Genomic DNA, 20,326 nt, shown 5'->3' with positions numbered 1-20,326 from the left:
AATACAAAAAGCTATGGAAAATTATCAGATCAATATCAGTGCAGATAAAGAAATTCATCATTTTGAGATTATTGAATACCTGCATCATAACGGTCAAAGCTGCAAAGTGAAAGTATTTCAGCAGGGCAAATTTGTAGCAGCTTTTGAGCCCGATCCGAATAATTTTCTTCACATCTGCCAAAATCCCGCGGGGCTTAATGAAGAACTGCTTCATTTACTGGCTGATAAAATTGAAGCACATCATCCATATGGAATTTATAAAGACCTATCCGAGGAAATATAAAATTAAACTTAAAGGGGACTGATTTTTAAACAATTCTGACTGTATTTTACAAAATGCGACCTTAAAACGCGATATATACTGGTCTACATCCGATAATTACCTGTTGGCGGTGCAAAAATACCTGTAATTCAAAAATGCCGAACTTTCGGCAGAATCAGCTTGTCATAATAATAGAACTGAAATAAGGGTAACTAAAACTTACAAAACTTCATTCACTTTAATTTATTGTTATGGAATTGCAAAACGAATCACAGAGCGAAGGGAAAATTGCCCGCGTAATCGAAGAACAAACATCAAAGCTGCCATCTGATACCTTTTTATGGGCTTCAATAGCTGCTATGGGTGTTTCATTAACGTTAAAATGCCTCGGTCACCGTCATAATGCTTTATTTGTGGGCCAATGGGCAGCTCCATTTCTGCTATTGGGTATTTACAATAAAATAGTGAAAACCCAAGGTCATGATCAACAAGATCCTCAACCGTAACGCAGCAAATACCGAAACGCAAGGCCTCTATATTTTTCCTTTAATCAATTAAATACCTCGTTATTAATGGCTTATGTTAATGGATAAGAGGAAAAGAAAAGGCATCAGAATATCAAATTCTTATTTGATGTTCTGAAATACGTTCGGCGTACGAATAATTTTTTGAGCTTAAATTTAGCGTAATACATGGATTTAATCGATATCATAGGCATTGTAGCGGGTATCCTTACCTCATCTTCAATTGTTCCGCAGATTGTAAAAACACTTAAAAAGAAAAAGGCTACAGAGGTTTCGGTATTTATGTTTATTGTAATGATGACAGGTAACGCACTTTGGGTATACTATGGTTTCGATAAATCCGACGTTGCAATTATTTCCACCAATTTTTTGGCACTGGGTTTAAACATCACCATGTTGGTGCTAAAATACCGCTATCGATCCTGATTATTAAGAAATTAATCTTCACTTCCAGTTATAATTTTCCAAACATTAAATTAAACAGATAATGAAAGCTATTATTCTTAAAGTTTATTGGTTTTTAGTGATTTTTCTGGTTGCCTGCGGCGGAAACAATACAAAATCAAATGTACAAAGTCCGGGAGATCAAGAAAACTGCAAAAGATAAGGCCCTGAACAGCGGGGCAGATTTGCTGCAGGATAAACGTCCACTTGCGGGCTTTGATGCCTATCTTGATGGTTTCCACTTTTATAACGGAAACCTCAATGCCCAAATGGAGGCACACCACTATGTTAATCAATTAAATGAAGACTTTTTACCAAGCCATCATTTTCGATGGAAATGGGCGGGATGCCAGCTTCATGGGGATCGAATACATTATAACGCCTAAATTATTTAAAATGCTTTCTGATGAGGAAAAGTTATTGTGGCACTCGCATCACTATGAAGTAAAATCGGGTTCGCTCATCGCCCCGGGAATTCCTGATGTTGCCGAGCATGAATTAATGGAGAAATTGGTATCAACTTATGGTAAAACCATACATACCTGGCATACAGATCAACAAAGATCACTGCCTGTAGGATCACCGATGATTATGATGGGCTTTACCAAAAACGGCCAGTTAAAACCCAATCTTTTAGTTGCAAGAGACAAGCGTTTTAAGGTTTCGAGCAAAGAAATTAAGCAGAAAAGGGCAGATATCGCCATGCCAAAGGTAGATCCATTGGCCAATGCATGGGAAAAAGGAAAAATCAGGCAGTTTATTATTTCCAGTGATGCAGACAGTGCCCAAACCAAACATCAGGGAGAAGCGCACATACATTAATATGTATTCTTGCTAATTTATTAAGGTTATTTTTGAGCAAAAATATAAATATTCATTCTTAACAGGAATAAAATGCCGCTATCTACCAAGGCCTAACATATATTCTTAAACTTTAATCACCAGGCCGTGTTGTTATGTTATTCAGTTGAAAAAAACATATCAATTTAAAATGGAAAACTTTAATATAATTACGGATGATGGCGAATATACCATCGAACCACAGGAAAATGGTACCTATCGTATTCTTCAGGAAGAAAATAAAATCGGTACAGTATATGCCGAGCCTGGCGATCAAGGTGTTGTTCAATGGCGCACCATGGATGAACTGGATGATCAACTCGTATTGACAATTGGGGAACAAATTACCGAGCATAACAACAGCATTTAGCAACCTGCCACAATATTTAAACAGCTTTAATAACCAAAACTTGCTGTTTTAAATTTCTATAACTGATGTTAATGTGCTATACATCAGTTAAATGCTATACAATCTATTTATAAAAGAGTTAAAGTTATTAAAATGGCGAAATGTGGCCTCGTGTGGTTCAAAAATGATTTAAGACTGCACGATAATGAAGCTTTAACCAAAGCGAGTGAAGCGTGTGAAACGCTTGTATTTTGCTATTGTATAGAAAAGAAAGATTTTGAAACGCTTGAGCTTGTTTTCAGAAGGGTAGATGTGGTGAGGTTCAGGTTTTTGGAGCAATCTCTTCTTGATTTAAAAAAGAATTTGAAATCTCTCGGTGTGCATTTAATCATCGGAGAGGTTTCGGCACTTGTTACCATTCCCGAGCTGATTGAAAAATATGGCATTACTGATGTTTATGCCGAAGAAGAATACGCAAGTTATGAGCTGGATTTGGTAAACAAGCTCATCGATAAGCTTCCTAAAACTAATTTTCATTTCTTCTGGGGAAAAACGCTTTATCATCAGGACGATATTCCTTTTTCAATACCAAATATCCCGCTCACGAGCAAAGCTTTTAGAATTCCTGTTGGAAACCAGGCTGCCCCACGTAAAACTTTTAGCCGTCCTACACAATTAAATGAGGTTCCGAATATAAAGAACAAGCCTTTTCCTGCTTACAGCATTTATGGATTTGATGAGGATGAATATAAAAATGCAAAGCCTTTGCTTAAAGGTGGCGAAACAGCAGCTTTGGAAAGACTTGAATATTACACCTTTAAATCGGAACTTTTAACAGGATACCGTTGGAGCAGAAATAAATCGGATGGGTTAGACTATAGTTCTAAGTTTTCGCCTTACCTGGCATTAGGCTGCATTTCGGCAAGGGAAATTTATGAAAAGGTAATCGACTACGAAAAAAACGTCAAAAAAAACCAGAGTACATGGTGGCTCGTTTTTGAACTGGTATGGAGGGATTATTTTACCTTTAAGGCCATGCATTTTGGTTCTTCGATTTTTAAAACCACCGGCTACAAAAATAAGACGATGGAGTGGGAAAATGACGAGGCGAAATTTGATAAGTGGTGTAAAGGTACTACAGGCATTCCTTTTATTGATGCTCACATGAGGCAATTGAACCAAACCGGTTACATCAGCAATCGGGGCAGGGTTAACTGTGCAAGTTATTTTGTGCATGATTTAAAGATAAACTGGACCTTGGGTGCAGCTTATTTCGAAGCCAAATTAATCGATTATGATGTAAGCTCAAACTGGATGAACTGGCACATGCAGGCTTTTGAAATTTGGTACACTAACCCCGTTCATCAATCCAATAAATATAAAGCACAGGATTTATCAGGAAGTGGGTGCCCGAACTATCGGATGGAAATAATATTGAAGTTCTAATCCCATGGATATTCGATATTCCTGCTTATCCAAAACCCATCCAGGTATATAAAAAATGGGATAGAGCGATAAATTTAATACAACAATTAAAGGTTAAATAATAAGTTGTAACCATTTGTTAATGTGTTACTTATATTAAGTATAAATTCTCTTGCTGAATTAAATTGGAGGATGATTCATGTTTAGCAGGCAGTTGCGTTTATTGGATTTTTTTAGTAAAAAATTTGAGATCAAATTTAATATTTGGTATGTTTAATCAAAATTAACCAACAAACAGATTAACGCCCCTCCAATGTTTAAAGATCCCTTTTCCTTTTATGGCAGAATCCGCCGTGCCGAATTAGCCTTAACGCAAATTTTCTATATGATTATTAACTTTTTTGTTATTATCCTGCAAGAAAATAAAACCTTTGGTAGCTGGATTGAAATTACGTTGCTTTTACCGCTCTATCTGTTAATTTCTCAGGGAGCAAAACGCTGCCATGATCTGGGTAAATCGGGCTGGTGGCAGTTGATTCCTTTCTATGCAATTTTTATGTTTTTTGCAGCTGGTGATTATGGGCCAAATGAGTATGGTGATAATCCCAAGGGTGAAGGGAATGATAATTTTGATGCCTTTGGATATGATTTTAAATCAGGTAAAATGGCAGAAGCTAATGCAAATAATATACCCCAAGAGTTGGATTAAACAAATACATTAAAGCTACATAATCAACCATTTAGGTATATGGTATGCACAACCATATTTTTTGACCTTCTTAATAGATTTACCCTCATAACAGGAATTTCTCTCCCAGGCTAAATTTTATCCATTTGATAAAGCAATTGAGGAAAATCCCAACTATTCTGAATACTGCCATTTAAATTACTCCACATATTAAAATAAATGGCTAAATGTGAAACTATATCCTCTTATGGCTGTTGAACAAGCAAATAAAATCAGAAAATATGAGGCATCATTTACAAACAGCTTTAATCCTTTTAATCACATTAACTTTTTCTTTTCAGGCCTGCAAAAAGAAAACGCCAGTTGAAAATCCTCCTGCGCCTACATCACAATTTGATATATATGCAGCTGGGAGAGAGGGTTATGTAGCCAAATACTGGAAAAACGGTAAAGCTGTAAATTTTGGTAGTGGTGTCGGCTCATCTGCTGCTAATGCCCTAGCCATAGCTGGTACTGATGTTCATATTGCTGGTTACGAAGTTAATGCACAAGGAAAATATGTGGCCAAATACTGGAAAAACGGAGTATCAACCTCACTTACCGATGGTAGCCGTGATGCTTTTGCGAATGATATATTTGTACAAGGAACTGATGTTTACATTGCCGGACAGGAAATTGCACCCGGCAAATCGACCTACCAGGCCAAGTATTGGAAAAACGGTGTGCCGGTTGTTTTAACTAATGATACACAGCAGGCCATTGCCACGGGGATAGCCCTAATTGGGAATGATGTTTATGTTATCGGCGAGCGGAGAAACCTCGATTGGCTTACCTCTATCACAGTATATTGGAAAAATGGCCAGCTTTTTGACCTTACCGACAGAACTACAGGTGCTTCAGAGCAGGCAATTACAGTATCTGGAAGCGATTTATATTTATTATGGTCTGAAACTTATAATAACTCCGGCCAGTCGCGAACCAGCTACAGTAAAAACTTAGGTAGCCCGACATTGATTAACGATGGTACCCCGGATGTGAGGGGAAACTCGATTTTTGTAAGTGGAAATGATGTTTATGTTGGCGGATCAGGCACTACAAATTTGAATAGTGCAATTATGGCTAAATATTGGAAAAACGGATCTCCAGTTATTTTATCCAACGGACCTGAAAGTGCTTTTGGTTTATCTATTGCAGTTTCGGGTTCTGATGTTTTTGTTGGTGGCTACCGCGATGGAGGTTCAGGATTTGCGCAATATTGGAAAAATGGAACGGTTGTACCCCTAACAGATGGATCACAGGCTGCATTGATAAGTAAAATCGTTGTCATCAAGAAATTTTAATGTAGTATATAAATTGCCAATTATCAATGTCCATAATAATAAATGATGTTCAGTTTATTAAAAAACTTTATTACAGAAAGAAGTGAGGCATCAGAAGCTACACTAAATTTAATCTGCAGTCACTTTAAAATTGTAAAAGCCAAACGCAATGAAATACTTGTTGGTTTTGATGAAGTATGTAAGGGATATTATTTTATAAACGAAGGCTGCTTAAGGTTATTTACCTATAGTGATGATGGAAATCCAATTACACGATATTTTGGATTTAAAGGAGGATTCTGTACCGCATTACCAAGTTTCATTCAACAAAAATCTGCTCAGGAATATCTTCAGGCAATAGAAAAATCAGAACTGCTGTACATTAATCACAAGCATTTTTTCCAACTTGTAGATAGCGTTCCTCAATTTGCCATGATTTACCGCGAAATACTTGAACAGGGATTTATCAACGCACAAAAAAGAATTTATGGTTTCCAGGGTTTCGATGCGCTGCAAAAAGTGCGTTGGGCGATTGAATTTCAACCCGATTTTTTAATGCGGTTATCCAATAAAATGGCTGCATCATATTTAGGCATATCACCATCTACGCTTAGCCGAATAAAAGCCAAAATGTAAATGTTGACCCAGGTCAACGTTTTTGCATAAATAGCGAGTTACCTTGGCTGCATGAAAATAAAGTATCCTTTATGCCTGCTTTTTCTAATTTCCTTAAACAATTTAATTGTTGCCCAGGTTAAAACCGCGAATATAAAACACTTCGAAAACCCAGTTTTACCTATCAATCTATATTTTACATCAAATACACAGCTTACCTTAAAAGCAGCTTATACCTTAACAGAAATTGCAAGAAATGCAGCAGGAACCTTAGGAAAAGATGTTAGTATTGCAATTCTCGATCAATCCGGCGTTACCATATTGATTAGTCGCGGTGATGGTGTTGGTCCACATAATACCGAGGCCGCCCGTAGAAAAGCCTATACGGCACTCTCTACCAAAATAGCAACGCTTGCTCTAGCCAGGAAGGTGAGGGAAGACCACGACAGTGAAAACCTTGCCAATTTACCAGAATTGTTATTGCTTGGAGGCGGAGTGCCTTTTGTGGTACGAAAACAAAGTGGTAGGAAGTATTGGTGTGGCAGGAGGCGGAAGTGCTGAAAACGATGATAGAATTGCAAAAGCTGCTTTAAATGCAATTTCAGATATAAACAAAAATAGATAAAAAATGAAGAGAATAATTTTAAGTATCCTGTTGGCAACAATGCTCCAACTTGCGTATGGGCAGGAGCAAACTTACCAGTTATCAAGCCATATATTGGATGTTTCAACAGGATTACCAGCCCCCGGGGTTACAGTTCAATTAAATAAGTTGAATCCAAAAACCAAAGTGTGGACTTTTGTTGCAGAAAAAGTTACTGATGAACAAGGAAGAATTAAAGATTTTTTGGATCAACGACAGGAAAATACAGGCATTTATAAGCTTACATTTTTGGTGCAGGAATATTTTTCCAATAAAAAAATCAAAAGTTTTTATCCGTTTATTGATGTGGTATTTGAAATAAATGACAAAAAGCATTACCATGTTCCCATCACGCTTTCAGCCTATGGCTACTCTACCTACCGGGGGAGTTAAATCAGATTTTTAAATCTTGCGTTTAAGTATTAATAAAATATGCACCTTAATTTGCTGCCTGGAAAAATTGAATGTTAGATTTTTCCAGGCAAAGCATTATTTCAATTTATCCGGCAGCAGCTCCGGCAGAGTCACTTTGGTCATCTTCTTCTTCTTCATCTGGTCCGTTTTTGTAAATATTTCCTGCTAAAGTTTCAAAGCTTAATAGCTGAGTAAATTTATTTTCTGCGTTTCCAAATGATGGTTTGTGGTTCTGGTTCATTTATTTTAAGTTATCATGGATCGAATCAGCTCGCCCATGCCTAAATTTATATTTATTTATCGGCCATTCAAAGTACAAAAGAAAATAATTCCTAGTTATATCGACTTTAGAATAGCTATAAAATGTTTGGGAAATTCTCTTATACGTAAATCTCTCGTTATCAAATAGATTCAGTAATTATTTACCCAATTTATGATTAATCATATCGGAGGATTATTCCCGATGAAATAATGGGTGAATACACTTTTTTTTCTAACCTGCTTATTTCTGCCAGAAGGTGGCGTAACATTAACAACGCTCACATATTTTGTAGGGTCGCCTTGTGATTCATAAATGATCACTTCTGCATAATCTGGCTGTCTGATGGCATCAGGATGGTTTTTTAAGATCTCAAAATTTTTATTTCTTAGCTCATTTAAAAACTGGTCCTTATCGGCAACAAATGGAATAAGAGGATTTGGAGTTCTGGCTTTCATCCAAGCATCATTCAACTCAGAAAAAGGCTTGCTTACCTGTCCATTCCAAGCTACAACCAAACTTCCGCCTATAATCACTAAAAATTCTCCAAACCAGATTATCCAAAGTAAAATGCCGGAAACATTACCACTTCCCTGAATGCTAAAAGTGCCAACGTTGTTTAGCGCCATTATTTCGCGAAACAGAATACCGGGATGTAAAAATAAAAAGCCCATATCTGCAAGTAACTGTTTAAGCTCAGCAGAACTTTGGTTAAAAGTAAAACCCTTTTGGCTATACATTACGGCGTCGAAGAAAACCCATTGCACATAAAATGCCAACAAACCACAAACGCAAGCAATAACCACAGCCGCCTTTAAGTTCCTTATTTTTCCTATTCTGATTCCCAAATCAATAGCCAAGCCTAACAACATGCCCAGTGAAAACGCACATATTGCAATAAACCAGATATTGGGAATCAATTGCGACAGAATAATATAAAGTATGGAAAGTAATAAAGAAGCAACGATGCCTATACCAAGGGTAATTAAAATGCTGGAAGCAGAGGCATGCCCGGCAGGAGTGTATTTTTGGTCCATATGAGTGTTTTTAGATTTATGTTGAACAACGAGTAAAGGAATTTGTTTGTGACTGTAAGTCAAACCCGCCACTAATTGCTTTAATAAGTATTATAATATTAGAAATGGTCAAACCTGGAGGCTACTATTTTGTTAATTGGGTTATGATATTTAAACTTCAAAAATGGCAGCTCGGTCTGGCCATCGGAATAGGTGCAGCAGCTGTGGCTGTTAATTTTGCGGCTTGCGTGTCTATTCCAAAAGGGGCGGTAGCCGTTAGTCCATTCCGTACCGATAGCTATTTGGGTAAATGGTATGAAATTGCACGAATGGATTTTAAATTTGAAAAAAATCTGGATCATGTAACTGCTGAATATTCAAAAAATGCTGACGGATCGATACGTGTGGTAAACAAGGGTTATAATTTTGTTGAAGAGAAATGGAAAGAAAGTGTGGGCAAAGCAAAGCTGGTTAAAGGAGAGGAAAGTGCCCGTTTGAAAGTTTCCTTTTTTGGACCTTTTTATGCCGGATACAATGTTATCGCACTTGATCCCGATTATAAATACGCATTGGTTGCTGGAAATAACTTAAGCTATCTATGGATTCTTTCCCGTGATAAGAGGATACCAGATGAAGTTAAAGCCGCCTACCTTAAAAAGGCCCAAAGTTTAGGTTATAATACAAGTAAACTGGTGTGGACTAAGCAGGATTAGATTGATTTGCGACATTAATTTAACTAATCACTTTTTTGTAACCGCTATCTTTGCCGGATAGATATACGATTATGAGCAACACAGATATTTTTGAAAAGTTACGTAATGGAGAAGCCATTTCGCCAAACGATCCGGATGCATATAAAATGTTAGCAGCTTCTTATGCAACAAAAAAACTTTTGGTTCAAATGAATAATGCCACCGAACCAGAAGAAATCAGAAATTTTTTGAGTCAAATTACAAATGCTGAAATCGACAGTACGGTTAATGTGTTCACACCTTTGTATATAAATTACGGTAAGCATATTAAAATCGGTAAAAATGTATTCATCAACTTCGACTGTGTGTTTCTGGACTTGGGGGGAATAACCATTGATGACAATGTATTTATCGCTCCAAAAGTTAGTGTATTATCCGAAGGTCATCCTACCTCAATTGAAGATCGCCATACATTAATTCCAAAAGCAATTCACATTAAAAAAAATGCCTGGATAGGTGCAGGGGCAACAATCTTGCCTGGAGTAACCATTGGAGAAAACGCTGTTGTTGCTGCCGGAGCAGTTGTTTCTAAAGATGTTGCACTAAATACAGTTGTTGGTGGCATACCAGCAAAATTTATAAAAAACATTTAAGCATAAAAAGCTTGTTTTAATTGCAAAAAGTGAAAATATCTTTTTAATCTTTTCTAATTAAGGTAGTCACTCTCGCCCAATGTGGTCCGCTCTCCGCCAACCACTTTTCCCTTTCCCCAATAATCATTACATTTGCTGGCAATGAGATACTTTGTATTGCTATTTTCTTTTTATCTGATCTTGCTGGGTATTACGCCTTGTCAGGATAGGGAAGATATGCTTACAAATAACCAGTTCGAAACCGTTGTTCATCATGATGCAGCCAAGGGAGAACATGCCGGAGGCGAAATGTGTCCGCCGTTTTGTAGTTGTGCCTGCTGCTCAGTAGCCCGGCATTTTCCTCTTGAAAAAAATGTTGTTGTTATGGCTTCCGTTTTTCAGCAATCTTACCCAGGCTTTTATTGTTCCGATTTAAAAAAACAGCCTGTTGATGTTTGGCAACCGCCTAAACTTGTTTAATCAATAATTTCTTCACCATGGCCCGGCCATTAGTTTAGTGGGCATTATGCAATAACCATAAGGTTACGTGCCAGGCTATGCCGCTATTTCCTAATTTTTGATTTATTACAACAATGCTGAACAAAATAATACTGTTCTCCATCAGGCAGAAATTACTGGTGGCGATTATGATGATGGCGTTAATTGCCTGGGGTATATACTCCCTAAAGCAATTGCCTATTGATGCACTTCCCGATATTACCAATAACCAGGTTCAAATTATTACCAATTCGCCAAGCAACGGTGCCGAAGATATCGAAAGGTTTGTAACCTATCCGGTAGAACAAACCATGGCAACCATCCCCGGAATTGAAGAAATTCGTTCATTTAGCAGGTTTGGCCTCTCCGTAGTAACGGTGGTATTTAAAGAAAATGTAGAAATTTATTGGGCACGCCAACAGGTAAGCGAAAGGCTTGCCGAAGTGGAACGGGCCATTCCAAAGGGGATAGGAACACCAGAAGTGGCACCTTTAACTACTGGTTTGGGCGAAATTTATCAATATGTTATCCACCCTAAAAAAGGATATGAAAAAAAATATGATGCAACCGAACTCCGTACCATTCAGGATTGGATTGTACGCCGTCAGCTTTTAGGTGTAGAAGGCATTGCCGATGTAAGCAGTTTCGGCGGGTACCTTAAACAATATGAGATTGCACTTAATCCTGATAAACTCAGGAGTATGGACATTTCCATCAGTAATATATTTTCGGCACTCGAAAAAAACAACCAGAATACCGGAGGTGCTTATATTGATAAGAAACCCAATGCCTATTTCATCAGAAGTGAAGGTTTGATTAAAAGCATTGAAGATATTGAAAACATTGTTGTAAAAACCAACAACAATAGCATTCCCGTACTGATCCGCAATGTAGCAGAAGTAAGAATTGGTGCCGCAACCCGATATGGTGCAATGACGAGGAACGACCAAGGAGAGGTTGTAGGTGCTGTGGTAATGATGCTTAAAGGAGCCAACTCATCAAAGGTAATTGCCAATGTTAAAACCAGGATGGCGCAAATTGCTAAAAACCTCCCCGAAGGTGTGGTAATTGAACCTTTTCTTGACCGTACAAAACTGGTAAACAATGCAATAGGAACTGTGGCCAAAAACCTGGCTGAAGGTGCGCTGATTGTTATTTTTGTGTTGGTTTTGCTATTGGGCAACTTTCGCGCCGGACTCATAGTCGCTTCTGTAATTCCATTAGCCATGCTCTTTGCGGTGTGTTTAATGAATCTTTTTGGCGTAAGCGGCAACCTGATGAGCCTTGGTGCAATTGATTTCGGACTGATTGTAGATGGCGCTGTAATTATTGTAGAAGCATCGCTTCATCATCTGGGTATTCGAAAAAATAAGAACCGCTTAAACCAACACGAAATGGATGCGGAGATTTTTGAATCTGCTTCTAAAATCCGCAACAGTGCCGCTTTTGGCGAAATCATCATCCTCATTGTATATCTGCCCATTCTTGCACTTGTAGGCATCGAAGGTAAAATGTTCAGACCAATGGCGCAAACCGTGGCTTTTGCCATTCTTGGTGCATTTATACTATCATTAACTTATGTGCCAATGATGAGTGCCCTATGCCTGAATAAAACCATCAGCACCAAAAGAAATATTTCAGATAGGATCATGTCATATCTTCAACGGGTATATACACCCATGCTTAATTTTGCGATAAGGGCAAAACTTGTAGTTTTAGGTATTGCTTTAACGCTATTTGCAATCTCATTGGTTATCTTCAGCAACTTTGGGGCAGAATTTATCCCCACTTTGGAAGAAGGCGATTTTGCTGTAGAAACACGGGTATTAACTGGCAGCAGTTTGTCGCAAACCATCGAGGCCTCAACACGGGCAGCAAAGGTATTGAAAGCCAACTTTCCGGAGGTAAAAGAAGTAATCGGGAAGATTGGTTCAAGTGAAATTCCAACCGATCCAATGCCTGTTGAAGCATGCGATTTAATCATTATCCTGAAAGATAAAAGTGATTGGACGAGTGCTTCATCAAGAGATGGACTTGCCGAAAAAATGCAGCAGAAGTTAGAACAGTATATTCCGGGGGTAACTTTTGGCTTTCAGCAACCTATTCAAATGCGTTTTAACGAGTTGATGACGGGTGCGCGACAGGATGTTGTAATTAAAGTTTATGGTGAAGATTTTGCCAAGTTGGGCAGTTATGCATCAAAGATCGGTGCCATTGCAGGTAAAATAGAGGGTGCTCAGGATATTTATGTAGAACAGGCCTCAGGCTTACCGCAAGTGATTATTAAATTCCACAGGGATAAAATTGCACAATTCGGGCTAAATATTGAAGATGTAAATACCGCCATCCGCTCGGGTTTTGCCGGTGAGGTAGCAGGCCTTGTATTTGAAGGTGAGAAACGTTTCGACATGGTGGTGCGCCTTGAAAAGGAGAACAGGCAATCTTTGGAAGATGTAAAAAACCTTTTCGTAACTGCACCCAATGGCAATCAAATCCCTTTAGAACAGCTGGCTGATATCCAATATAAGGAAGGGCCAAACCAAATTCAGCGCGATGATGCAAAACGACGTATTACTGTCGGTTTTAATGTTCGTGGCAGGGATGTAGAAAGCATTGTTAAAGAAATTCAGCAAAAAATAGATCGCAAAATTAAATTTGAGCCAGGTTACTATCCAACCTTCGGCGGAACGTTCGAAAACCTTCAGGCGGCAAATAAAAGGCTGAGTATTGCTGTTCCATTGGCATTGTTGCTCATCCTGCTCTTACTCTACTTAACATTTTCATCAATTAAACATGCGCTGTTAATTTTTACAGCTATCCCATTATCTGCAATAGGTGGCATACTGGCTCTATGGGCCAGGGGGATGCCTTTCAGTATCTCTGCAGGTATCGGTTTCATCGCACTTTTTGGTGTAGCAGTGCTCAATGGAATTGTATTGATCAGCGAGTTTAACCGCTTAAAAAAAGAAGGAATGACAAATATCATCGAAATTATAAAAAAAGGAACCACTATAAGGCTGCGCCCTGTAATTATGACCGCTTTGGTAGCCTCACTTGGCTTTTTACCAATGGCAATTTCTGGCGGGAGTGGGGCCGAAGTACAACGTCCGTTGGCAACGGTAGTAATAGGCGGCCTGCTTTCGGCCACATTACTTACCCTATTGGTATTGCCAATCCTCTACATTTGGGTAGATAAAATAGGAACAAGAAAACGCGGTACATCTTCACTTGCGGGGGCGCTTGTTTTGATAATGTTTCTTTTTGGATTACCATCCGTTAAGGCACAAAGTACTGATATTACGTTAAACCAGGCCATTTCATCTGCGCTTGAGCGAAACAAAACCATAAACAGTGCAAACCTCAACGTAGGTTTACAAGAGCAATTAAAAAAAACAGCTTTCGAAATGCCCAAAACGGATATTTCGATGCTTTACGGACAATATAATAGTTTGGTTAAAAACGATAAAAACTTTACCATTTCTCAAACGATTCCATTTCCAACATTTTTTACAGCCAATGCAGCTTTGGGTGATGAACGCATTAAAGCAGGTCAGTTTCAGGTTGCTGCTACAAAAAATGAGTTAATTTATCAGGTAAAAACCGTTTACACCAACCTTCAATACCTCAACACTAAAGAAAAACTGCTACAGCAACAGGATAGTATTTACAAGGGCTTTGTTAAATCAGCCTCGTTAAAATATAAAACTGGAGAAGGCAATCTTTTAGAAAAAGTAGCTACTGAAACACAGTTGAAAGATGTGCAAAACCAATTGGAACAAAATAATGCCGACATCGAAATTTACAAAAATCAGCTAAGTATACTTATTGGAGGGCCAATTAAAGAAATTGCCGAAAAGTCCCTCAAGGAGCAAAAAATGATCACTTTGACTGACAGTTTATCCGTTCAGGAAAATCCTTTATTGGCTTATTTTAAACAACAAATCGTTATTGCCGATAAACAACGAAAGATAGAGTTGGCAAAAGCATTGCCAGATATTACAGTTGGCTACTTTAACCAATCGCTTACCGGTTTCCAAAATGTGAATGGCTCAGAAGTGTATTTTAATCAAAATAAACGTTTCCAGGGTTTCCAGCTTGGACTAGCTGTTCCCTTGTTTTACAAATCGTTTTCGGCAAAGGCAAAAGCAGCGGCTATAAGTAAAGATATCGCCACCACCGACCTTGAATTGCAAGAACTTAAATTAACAGGACAGTTTCAACAGGTGCTTCAAGAATACCTTAAAAACCAACAGCGTTACGGTTATTACCAAACTTCGGCACTTGCCAATGCGGCATTAATCTTAAAAAACAGCAGAATTGCCTACCAGAATGGTGAAATTGGATACTCCGAATATCTGCTAAACCTTAAACAGGTAAATTCTATTTATGAAAGCAACCTGATGGCTTTGTTACAGGTTAATCAAAGCATTAACCATATCGAATTTTTGACTGGTGACCTTAAATCATTATAAAATAATAAACATGAAATCCATATATAAATATATTGTTCTAATCGTGGTAACGTTTTACCTTGCAGCATGCGGAAGCCCCAAAGAGGAAAATGCAGTAGAAAAAGAGCCCGTTCACCAAGAGAACGATATGGTTACTTTAACGCCAGAGCAGCACAAACTTGCCGGCATTACCCTTGGCGAGATTGAACTTAAAGCATTAAGCGGAACAACAAAAGTAAACGGGATGCTCGATTTGCCTCCCCAAAGTTTGGTTTCAATCTCTACACCGCTAGAGGGCATTGTAAAAAGCACGGATATGCTCCAGGGCATGAAGGTAAAAAAAGGTGCTTTGGTTGCTGTAATGCAAAATCCCGAATTTATTCAGATGCAGCAGGATTATTTGGATTATAAAAGTCAGCTGCAATTTTTAAAACAAGAGTTAGATCGGCAGGAAGAACTGGCAAAAGAAAACGTAAATTCAAAAAAAGCATTGCAAAAAGCCCGGAGCGAATACCAAAGTGTAAGTGCCCGATTGCTTGGTCAGCGGTCTAAACTTTCGCTTATAAACATCAGTTTTGCTGCGCTTGAGAAAGGTGAGATTCTAAAAACTTTTAACCTTTATGCGCCTATGGCAGGTTACGTAACACAAGTAAACACCAATATCGGTGCTTTCGCGAGTACTACGGATGAACTTTTTAAAATTGCCGATACCGAACATTTACATGCAGAACTTACCGTGTTCGAAAAAGATGTACCCAAACTAAAAATTGGCCAAAAAGTGCGGTTTACTTTAGCGAACGAAGATAAAGAGCGCATGGCTACCGTGCACCTGATCGGCAGGGAAATTAGTAAAGAACGTACAGTGCAGGTGCATTGCCACCTTGATAAAGAAGATACGCAACTGCTGCCTGGCATGTACCTCAAAGCTTATGTAGAAAGTGGTACCAATAAGGTAGAAGCTTTGCCCGATGCCGCTATTGTTGAATTTGAAGGTAAAAAATATGTATTTATAGAAAAATCTGCTTCAAAATCAGCCTTTCATTACCAAATGATAGAGGTGAAAACAGATGTATCAGAAAATGGCTTTACTCAGGTATCATTTGCAGAAGCACTTCCCAAACCGAAAATAGTGGTAAAAGGAGCTTATGATTTATTGAGCAAAGTTAAAAACGAAGAGGAGGAAGGACACTAATTGAACAACTCTTCATTTCTCGTAACCGTCATTTCGACCGTAGTGGAGAAATCTTTGAACATGTTTGTGCAACTTTAAAAGATTTCTCGGCTATGCTGCGCTTCGCTCGAAATGACGGAAATAGTGATAAATCCTCGTCGAATCGTCATTTCGACCGAAGTGGAGAAATCTTTGAACGTGTTTCTGTGCAGCTTTAAAAGATTTCTCGGCTGCGCTGCGCTTTCTCGAAATAACGGAAAAAGCGATAAATCCTCGTGTAATCGTCATTCCCACCAGATAGCTATTGGGTTGATTGGGAATTCTTAATGCTTAAATATTGCCTGAGTTGTAAGATCCCCGCCTGCGCGAGGATGACGACCGGTGAATTAAATATTAGTCGAATCGTCATTTCGACCGAAGTGGAGAAATCTTTGAACATGTTTCTGTGCAACTTTAAAAGATTTCTCGACTGTGCTCCGCTCGAATCGGACCCATCATTAAATCATCATACCAAACTTCAATGCCAATCTTAATGCACTTTAATACGTCAGTTTTTACTTCCTAACCTTGATTATACCACCCCTAATTTCTACTTATCCATTAAAGCTCATTGTAAAATAAATAAGGCATTATTATTGTTCAAGGCAGAGCAGCGTTGTTTTTAAAAAATTAGCGTAATTTTATAACCATAAAACCAAACAATTTTCAGTTTTAAACATTTTAAACAAATGCATTTCCCTCATAACCACAAATTACCACAATCCCGCTCCACACATGAACTATAAACAATTGCAGGAAGATGTACAAAAGCATGTTAGCGATTACTTCCATACCCACAGCGATCCGCGATTGGTTTATCATAATCTGGAACATACTCAGGAAGTTGTACATGCTGCACAACAGATTGCCAACCACTACCAGCTGAATGAGCAAGATTTTTTCACCATAACTGTAGCCGCCTACTTCCACGATACTGGTTATTTTGAAGATGCCTTAAATCATGAGGCTAAAGGTGCTGAACTTGCCGACCAGTTTTTGGCCAAACACAAAGTAAATCAGGAAGTTCGTGATAGTGTTAAAAGCGCCATATTGGCCACCAAAATTCCTCAGCATCCTAAAAATGAAATCGATAAGATTATTTGCGATGCAGATCTTTTCCATTTAGGGTTATCCGATTTCCGAGCGAAAGGAAAACTGATGCACAAAGAAAACGAGTTGATCTATAAAAAAGACATCAGCAAACTCGATTGGCGTAAAAAAGATATCCAGTTTATGGAATCTCACCATTACCATACCGATTATGCCAATTTGTTGCTAAGTGATCAGAAACAGAAAAATATCGATAAGCTGAAAAGTAAATTAACCGCACAGGAAGAAATCAGCACAGAACTCGAAGAACCTAAAAACTTTGCACCTGAAATTGTAAAAGAGAAAAAGAAAAAGGATAAAGACGACCGTCCAGACAAAGGAATTGAAACCATGTTCAGGATTACTTCGGCAAATAACCAGCGTTTGAGCGATATGGCCGATAATAAAGCACATATTCTCATTACTGTAAATTCAATCATGCTATCGTTGATTGTGAGTTTGTTGCTAAGGCGGTTAGAAGATCACGGCAACCTAATTATACCAACCTTTATATTATTAATGGTGAGTTTAACCTGTGTAGTGGTGTCCATCCTGTCCACCCGTCCATCCATTCCCAAAGGAGAATTTACTCAAGAAGATATGGACAATAAAAAAGTTAATCTCCTGTTTTTCGGTAATTTCTATAAAATGAGTTTGCCGAGCTATACCGATGGAATGATTAAGGTAATGAGCGATAAAGATTTTTTATACGGAACATTAATTACCGATGTTTACTCTCAGGGTGTGGTTTTAGGCCGTAAATACAAATTAATCCGTCTGGCATATAACATATTTATGTTTGGCTTAATTGCAGCAGTTTTGGCTTTTGTAATCGCTTACGCAGCTTACGGTAAACTTTAATGGAACAAATTACAGAAACCTCTTTTTTTAACAGAGATTTAAGCTGGTTAAAATTTAACGAGCGTATTTTGATGGAAGCCGAGCGGAATACCGTTCCGTTACTCGAACGAATTAAATTTTTGTCTATATTTTCTTCCAATCTAGATGAGTTTTACCGTGTTCGGATGCCTGTATTACTGGCACTCGAAAAGTTGAGCAATAAGGAAAATAATGACATCAGGATTGACGATAATTTACTAAATACCGCCAATCAGCTAATTTCCGATCAACAACAACGATATGGCGTTGTTCTAAAGTCTGATATCATTCCTCAGCTGAAAGAAAATAAAATAAATTTAATTTATGGTCAGCCCTTTCCAGCAGAAATTCAGAAAAGCATCACACGGTATTTTTTAAGTCAGGTAATGGCTTTTCTGCAACCTGTTTACGTTGATCAAAACACCGATTTTTTTCCTTCAAACAATGAACTGTACTTCCTGGTTACGCTAAAAAAAGAGCTTGATGCCGAAGTTATCATTTTAAACATCCCTTCCAACCAGCTGCCTCGCTTTTATAAGGTAGAAGCCGAAGGCGAAACCTTTATCGTTTTTTTGGATGATATCGTCCGCTTTCATTTAGACCGTATTTTTCCTGATGGAGAAGTTACAGGTTGCTACAGTTTCAAAATTACAAGGGACGCCGAAATTGATCTTAAAGATGAATATTCAGGCAGTTTATCAGAACAATTGGAAAAACAATTGCTCAAACGCGATGCAGGTTTAGCTACACGCTTTCTGCATCAGCCAGGCATACCAGCAAATGTTTTCGAGCTGCTAAAAAAACTTTTCAATTTAAAAAAAGCCAACAGGATAGAAGGCGGGCAATACCACAACCTGAAAGATTTTATGGGTTTCCCGGTAAATGTGCCCCAGCTTTCCAACCAAAATTGGCCAAAACTTTGCAATACCGATGTAATTGAAGGATCGCTGACAGAGGCAATTTACAAAAACGACATTATTGTACATACACCTTATCAAAGTTACGATAGCGTATTGCGCTTTTTTAACGAAGCCGCCATTGATGCTGATGTTAAAGAAATTTATGTGACACTATACCGCGTGGCCAGCGATTCTAAAATTGTAAATGCCTTAATCAGTGCAGCCAAAAATGGTAAAAAAGTTACGGTTTTGGTAGAGCTTAAAGCCCGTTTTGATGAAGCCAACAACATCAAATGGGCTAAAAAAATGAAGGAAGTTGGTGTAGACATTATTTACAGTGTAACAGCTTTAAAAGTACACGCCAAAGTAGCACTGGTAAAAAGGCAGATAGGCGATAGAATGCGCTATTCGGGTTTGTTTGCCACCGGTAACTTTAACGAAAGCACCGCTGCTTTTTACACCGATCATATTTTAATGACAGCCAATAAGGAAATGCTCCGAGAAGTGGAGTTGCTTTTTATCTTTTTGGCCAAAAGAGTTAAACCAAGTAGTGCAGATCTCATTAATTTTAAGCATTTATTGGTGGCGCAGTTTAATCTGCAGCAGGTTTTTCTTCAATTGATTGATAAAGAGATAGAACATGCCAAACAAGGTAAAGCATCGGGCATTACCATTAAAATGAACAATCTCGAAGAAAAAGTATTGATTAACAAACTTTACGAAGCATCCGAGGCAGGAGTGAAGATAGAAATGATTGTGCGGAGCATTTGCCGCTTAATTCCAGGTGTAAAAGGAATGAGCGAAAACATTAAGGTAACGCGCATTGTTGACCGTTATTTAGAACACGGACGGGTTTTTATCTTCCATAATTTAGGGAAAAATGATGTTTACCTCGGCTCGGCAGATTGGATGAACCGGAACATTTATCGAAGAATAGAGGTTTGTTTCCCGATTTACAATGAACAGATTAAAGAAGAAATTTTAGCCATTATCGAAATACAAAAACAAGATAATGTGCAGGCAGTTTGTATAGATGATAACATGAATAACATTCCCGTAAAAAGTGGCGGGATTCTTGTCCAGTCTCAACATGATATTTATGCATTATTGAAAAATAAATAACGCATGATTTTACTTATTGATGAGCTGTGATAACACAGACCATTAAAATTAATTTG

The 20,326-nt window shown here is 38.1% G+C and carries 21 protein-coding genes; 19 read left to right on the top strand and 2 right to left on the bottom strand.

Annotated features, from left to right (window positions below; all coding sequences use genetic code 11):
* Nucleotides 1–13 precede the first annotated feature (13 nt).
* The 12 genes from AC0IWE_RS09305 (at nucleotide 14) to uraH (ending at nucleotide 7,502) form a co-directional block, all read left to right on the top strand.
* Nucleotides 14–283 carry a hypothetical protein gene (locus AC0IWE_RS09305; protein WP_471792859.1) on the top strand — a complete coding sequence of 90 codons (270 nt, stop codon included), beginning with the start codon at nucleotides 14–16 and terminating at the stop codon, nucleotides 281–283.
* Between the two features lie 230 nt (nucleotides 284–513).
* Nucleotides 514–768, top strand: a complete 255-nt coding sequence (locus AC0IWE_RS09300) for a hypothetical protein (RefSeq protein ID WP_471792858.1) — start codon at nucleotides 514–516, stop codon at nucleotides 766–768.
* A 186-nt stretch (nucleotides 769–954) separates the two neighbouring features.
* Entirely contained in the window at nucleotides 955–1,212 is a 258-nt protein-coding gene (locus AC0IWE_RS09295) for a SemiSWEET family sugar transporter (RefSeq protein ID WP_055911652.1), read from the top strand.
* 140 nt (nucleotides 1,213–1,352) lie between these two features.
* On the top strand, nucleotides 1,353–1,616 hold the full coding sequence (locus AC0IWE_RS09290; RefSeq protein WP_471793004.1) for a DUF1264 domain-containing protein: 264 nt from the start codon (nucleotides 1,353–1,355) through the stop codon (nucleotides 1,614–1,616).
* Nucleotides 1,531–2,052, top strand: coding sequence for a DUF1264 domain-containing protein (locus AC0IWE_RS09285; RefSeq protein WP_471792857.1), 522 nt, complete (start codon nucleotides 1,531–1,533; stop codon nucleotides 2,050–2,052). Before AC0IWE_RS09290 ends, AC0IWE_RS09285 begins: the two co-directional genes overlap by 86 nt.
* A 169-nt stretch (nucleotides 2,053–2,221) precedes the next feature.
* Nucleotides 2,222–2,440, top strand: coding sequence for a hypothetical protein (locus tag AC0IWE_RS09280; protein ID WP_055911647.1), 219 nt, complete (start codon nucleotides 2,222–2,224; stop codon nucleotides 2,438–2,440).
* Nucleotides 2,441–2,572: 132 nt separating this feature from the next.
* A complete protein-coding gene (locus AC0IWE_RS09275; RefSeq protein WP_471792856.1) occupies nucleotides 2,573–3,865 on the top strand; it encodes a DASH family cryptochrome in 1,293 nt (430 codons plus the stop codon).
* A 292-nt stretch (nucleotides 3,866–4,157) separates the two neighbouring features.
* Nucleotides 4,158–4,553 (top strand): DUF805 domain-containing protein, encoded by a 396-nt coding sequence (locus AC0IWE_RS09270; protein ID WP_471792855.1) that lies wholly within the window; start codon nucleotides 4,158–4,160, stop codon nucleotides 4,551–4,553.
* Between the two features lie 260 nt (nucleotides 4,554–4,813).
* Nucleotides 4,814–5,872, top strand: coding sequence for a Kelch repeat-containing protein (locus tag AC0IWE_RS09265; protein ID WP_471792854.1), 1,059 nt, complete (start codon nucleotides 4,814–4,816; stop codon nucleotides 5,870–5,872).
* A gap of 42 nt (nucleotides 5,873–5,914) precedes the next feature.
* Nucleotides 5,915–6,487 carry a Crp/Fnr family transcriptional regulator gene (locus AC0IWE_RS09260; RefSeq protein ID WP_471792853.1) on the top strand — a complete coding sequence of 191 codons (573 nt, stop codon included), beginning with the start codon at nucleotides 5,915–5,917 and terminating at the stop codon, nucleotides 6,485–6,487.
* Between the two features lie 51 nt (nucleotides 6,488–6,538).
* Nucleotides 6,539–7,027, top strand: coding sequence for a heme-binding protein (locus AC0IWE_RS09255; RefSeq protein ID WP_471792852.1), 489 nt, complete (start codon nucleotides 6,539–6,541; stop codon nucleotides 7,025–7,027).
* A 67-nt stretch (nucleotides 7,028–7,094) separates the two neighbouring features.
* Nucleotides 7,095–7,502, top strand: a complete 408-nt coding sequence (gene uraH, locus AC0IWE_RS09250; RefSeq protein ID WP_471792851.1) for a hydroxyisourate hydrolase — start codon at nucleotides 7,095–7,097, stop codon at nucleotides 7,500–7,502.
* A gap of 106 nt (nucleotides 7,503–7,608) precedes the next feature.
* Here the strand turns inward: uraH and AC0IWE_RS09245 are convergent, their stop codons facing one another.
* Both AC0IWE_RS09245 and AC0IWE_RS09240 read right to left on the bottom strand, forming a co-directional pair.
* Nucleotides 7,609–7,764, bottom strand: a complete 156-nt coding sequence (locus AC0IWE_RS09245; RefSeq protein ID WP_471792850.1) for a hypothetical protein — start codon at nucleotides 7,762–7,764, stop codon at nucleotides 7,609–7,611.
* 200 nt (nucleotides 7,765–7,964) lie between these two features.
* Nucleotides 7,965–8,819: a hypothetical protein gene (locus AC0IWE_RS09240; RefSeq protein ID WP_471792849.1), complete on the bottom strand. Its 855-nt coding sequence runs from the start codon at nucleotides 8,817–8,819 to the stop codon at nucleotides 7,965–7,967.
* 143 nt (nucleotides 8,820–8,962) lie between these two features.
* Here AC0IWE_RS09240 and AC0IWE_RS09235 point away from each other — a divergent pair, with 143 nt between their 5' ends.
* The 7 genes from AC0IWE_RS09235 to ppk1 all read left to right on the top strand — a co-directional run bounded on the left by AC0IWE_RS09235 (nucleotide 8,963) and on the right by ppk1 (nucleotide 20,270).
* Complete coding sequence (locus tag AC0IWE_RS09235; RefSeq protein WP_471792848.1) at nucleotides 8,963–9,511, top strand: lipocalin family protein; 549 nt, start codon at nucleotides 8,963–8,965, stop codon at nucleotides 9,509–9,511.
* Between the two features lie 71 nt (nucleotides 9,512–9,582).
* Nucleotides 9,583–10,143, top strand: a complete 561-nt coding sequence (locus AC0IWE_RS09230) for a DapH/DapD/GlmU-related protein (protein WP_471792847.1) — start codon at nucleotides 9,583–9,585, stop codon at nucleotides 10,141–10,143.
* A 141-nt stretch (nucleotides 10,144–10,284) separates the two neighbouring features.
* Complete coding sequence (locus AC0IWE_RS09225) at nucleotides 10,285–10,602, top strand: DUF6660 family protein (RefSeq protein ID WP_055911619.1); 318 nt, start codon at nucleotides 10,285–10,287, stop codon at nucleotides 10,600–10,602.
* A gap of 113 nt (nucleotides 10,603–10,715) precedes the next feature.
* On the top strand, nucleotides 10,716–15,092 hold the full coding sequence (locus AC0IWE_RS09220) for a CusA/CzcA family heavy metal efflux RND transporter (protein ID WP_471792846.1): 4,377 nt from the start codon (nucleotides 10,716–10,718) through the stop codon (nucleotides 15,090–15,092).
* 10 nt (nucleotides 15,093–15,102) lie between these two features.
* Nucleotides 15,103–16,263, top strand: a complete 1,161-nt coding sequence (locus AC0IWE_RS09215) for an efflux RND transporter periplasmic adaptor subunit (RefSeq protein ID WP_471792845.1) — start codon at nucleotides 15,103–15,105, stop codon at nucleotides 16,261–16,263.
* Nucleotides 16,264–17,016: 753 nt separating this feature from the next.
* Entirely contained in the window at nucleotides 17,017–18,231 is a 1,215-nt protein-coding gene (locus AC0IWE_RS09210) for a Pycsar system effector family protein (protein WP_471792844.1), read from the top strand.
* Entirely contained in the window at nucleotides 18,231–20,270 is a 2,040-nt protein-coding gene (ppk1, locus tag AC0IWE_RS09205; protein WP_471792843.1) for a polyphosphate kinase 1, read from the top strand. Before AC0IWE_RS09210 ends, ppk1 begins: the two co-directional genes overlap by 1 nt.
* Nucleotides 20,271–20,326: the final 56 nt, after the last annotated feature.

The organism is Pedobacter sp. AC402 (assembly GCF_979252805.1).
This window is presented reverse-complemented; position numbering and strand designations above follow the sequence as displayed.

Excerpts from the sequence above, each read along its gene's own strand:
- AC0IWE_RS09305 (WP_471792859.1), top strand. The coding sequence starts at position 14 with ATGGAAAATTATCAGATCAATATCAGTGCAGATAAAGAAATTCATCAT.
- AC0IWE_RS09300 (WP_471792858.1), top strand. The coding sequence starts at position 514 with ATGGAATTGCAAAACGAATCACAGAGCGAAGGGAAAATTGCCCGCGTA.
- AC0IWE_RS09295 (WP_055911652.1), top strand. The coding sequence starts at position 955 with ATGGATTTAATCGATATCATAGGCATTGTAGCGGGTATCCTTACCTCA.
- AC0IWE_RS09290 (WP_471793004.1), top strand. The coding sequence starts at position 1,353 with ATGTACAAAGTCCGGGAGATCAAGAAAACTGCAAAAGATAAGGCCCTG.
- AC0IWE_RS09285 (WP_471792857.1), top strand. The coding sequence starts at position 1,531 with ATGAAGACTTTTTACCAAGCCATCATTTTCGATGGAAATGGGCGGGAT.
- AC0IWE_RS09280 (WP_055911647.1), top strand. The coding sequence starts at position 2,222 with ATGGAAAACTTTAATATAATTACGGATGATGGCGAATATACCATCGAA.
- AC0IWE_RS09275 (WP_471792856.1), top strand. The coding sequence starts at position 2,573 with ATGGCGAAATGTGGCCTCGTGTGGTTCAAAAATGATTTAAGACTGCAC.
- AC0IWE_RS09270 (WP_471792855.1), top strand. The coding sequence starts at position 4,158 with ATGTTTAAAGATCCCTTTTCCTTTTATGGCAGAATCCGCCGTGCCGAA.
- AC0IWE_RS09265 (WP_471792854.1), top strand. The coding sequence starts at position 4,814 with ATGAGGCATCATTTACAAACAGCTTTAATCCTTTTAATCACATTAACT.
- AC0IWE_RS09260 (WP_471792853.1), top strand. The coding sequence starts at position 5,915 with ATGATGTTCAGTTTATTAAAAAACTTTATTACAGAAAGAAGTGAGGCA.
- AC0IWE_RS09255 (WP_471792852.1), top strand. The coding sequence starts at position 6,539 with ATGAAAATAAAGTATCCTTTATGCCTGCTTTTTCTAATTTCCTTAAAC.
- uraH (WP_471792851.1), top strand. The coding sequence starts at position 7,095 with ATGAAGAGAATAATTTTAAGTATCCTGTTGGCAACAATGCTCCAACTT.
- AC0IWE_RS09245 (WP_471792850.1), bottom strand. The coding sequence starts at position 7,764 with ATGAACCAGAACCACAAACCATCATTTGGAAACGCAGAAAATAAATTT.
- AC0IWE_RS09240 (WP_471792849.1), bottom strand. The coding sequence starts at position 8,819 with ATGGACCAAAAATACACTCCTGCCGGGCATGCCTCTGCTTCCAGCATT.
- AC0IWE_RS09235 (WP_471792848.1), top strand. The coding sequence starts at position 8,963 with ATGATATTTAAACTTCAAAAATGGCAGCTCGGTCTGGCCATCGGAATA.
- AC0IWE_RS09230 (WP_471792847.1), top strand. The coding sequence starts at position 9,583 with ATGAGCAACACAGATATTTTTGAAAAGTTACGTAATGGAGAAGCCATT.
- AC0IWE_RS09225 (WP_055911619.1), top strand. The coding sequence starts at position 10,285 with ATGAGATACTTTGTATTGCTATTTTCTTTTTATCTGATCTTGCTGGGT.
- AC0IWE_RS09220 (WP_471792846.1), top strand. The coding sequence starts at position 10,716 with ATGCTGAACAAAATAATACTGTTCTCCATCAGGCAGAAATTACTGGTG.
- AC0IWE_RS09215 (WP_471792845.1), top strand. The coding sequence starts at position 15,103 with ATGAAATCCATATATAAATATATTGTTCTAATCGTGGTAACGTTTTAC.
- AC0IWE_RS09210 (WP_471792844.1), top strand. The coding sequence starts at position 17,017 with ATGAACTATAAACAATTGCAGGAAGATGTACAAAAGCATGTTAGCGAT.
- ppk1 (WP_471792843.1), top strand. The coding sequence starts at position 18,231 with ATGGAACAAATTACAGAAACCTCTTTTTTTAACAGAGATTTAAGCTGG.